Below are 1,556 nucleotides of genomic sequence, written 5' to 3' on the forward strand. Positions count from 1 at the left end.
GACAGCGGCACCAGCGGATTCGTCTCAGGGTAATACGCCGCCAGACAACCACGCGGGATGTCATACGCCACCAGACGGAAGCCATCGGCGCGGCGCGTGGTGCCGTCGTCTGACAGTGTCACCATGTCCACCCACTCACCGTCCTTCATGCGGATCGTGTGCAGGTCTTCCTTGTGGATGAAGACCACGCGGCGCTGGCCGAACACGCCGCGGTAGCGGTCGTCCATGCCGTAGATCGTTGTGTTGTACTGGTCGTGCGAGCGTATCGTGGCGAGCGTAAAGACCGTCGTGTCCGCATGGCGCTCGCGGGCGCGGTGGACGGGCGTGTCGGTCGGCACGGCGTGCGTGTGGAATTCCGCCTTGCCCGATGGCGTGTTCCACACCCGTTCGGATGCGGTGTTGCGCAGGCGGAAGCCGCCCGGTACACGAATCTTCTCGTTGAAGCCGGCAAAGTCGTCGAACACGGCTTCGATGCGCTCGCGGATGCGGTCGTAGTCTTCGACCAGCCAGCGCCACGGGATGGTGCTCTCGGGCAGCGTGGCTTCCGCCAGCCGCGCCACGATGGCTGGCTCCGACAGTAGATGCGCCGAGGCCGGCGGATTGATGCCCGCCGACATGTGCACCATGCTCATCGAATCTTCCACGGTCACGCCTTGCGTGCCGCCGGCCTGTTGGTCGACTTCGGTGCGGCCCAGGCAGGGCAGGATCAGCGCGGCCTTGCCGTGCACGATGTGGCTGCGGTTGAGCTTGGTGGTCACGTGCACGGTCAGGTCGCACTGGCGCAGGCCGGCCCACGTGGCGGCAGTGTCCGGCGTGGCCGCCGCAAAGTTGCCACCCATCGCAAAGAACACACGTGCCGCGCCATTGCGCATCGCCTCGATGGCGCCGACGGTGTCGTAGCCATGTTCGCGCGGTACTTGAATCCCGAAGACCTGCTCCAGCCGATCCAGAAACGCCGGGGCGGGCTTCTCGTAAATGCCCATCGTCCGGTCGCCCTGCACGTTGCTGTGGCCGCGCACGGGGCACGCCCCGGCGCCCGGGCGGCCGATGTTGCCGCGCAGGAGCAGCAGGTTGACGATCATCTGGATCGTCGCGACCGAATGCTTGTGCTGCGTAATGCCCATGCCCCAGCAGGCGATGACGCTGCCGGCCTTGATGTAGGTGTCGCCGGCCTGGCGGATTTCGTGCTCGGGCAGGCCGGATTCCGCTTCGATGGTCGCCCACGACTCGGCGCGCACGTCGGCGGCGAAGACGTCGTAGCCGCCAGTGTGCTGGGCGATGAAGGCGTGATCGATGATGGCGGGTTCACCACGGCTGCGTGCCACATCGTCACGCTCGATCACGTGTTTGATGATGCCTTTGACCGTCGCCAGGTCGCCGCCGATGCGCACCTGGTGGTATTCGGTGCTGATGCGTGTGGAGCCGAGCGTCAGCATTTCGATCTTGCTTTGCGGATCGGCAAAGCGCTCCAGCCCGCGCTCGCGCAGCGGGTTGAACGAAACAATCTTGGCGCCGCGCTTGGATGCCTCACGCAGCTCCCCGAGCATGCGCGGGTG

The 1,556-nt window shown here is 66.0% G+C and carries 1 protein-coding gene; it reads right to left on the bottom strand.

The genetic code is table 11. The annotated features are described in order from the left end of the window. Positions 1 to 1,556 (bottom strand): FdhF/YdeP family oxidoreductase (locus tag NG898_RS26025; RefSeq protein ID WP_252695097.1); only part of this gene is annotated, 1,556 nt, incomplete at both ends.

It is taken from the genome of Ralstonia mojiangensis, assembly GCF_023955645.1.
Classification (GTDB): Bacteria; Pseudomonadota; Gammaproteobacteria; order Burkholderiales; family Burkholderiaceae; genus Ralstonia; species Ralstonia mojiangensis.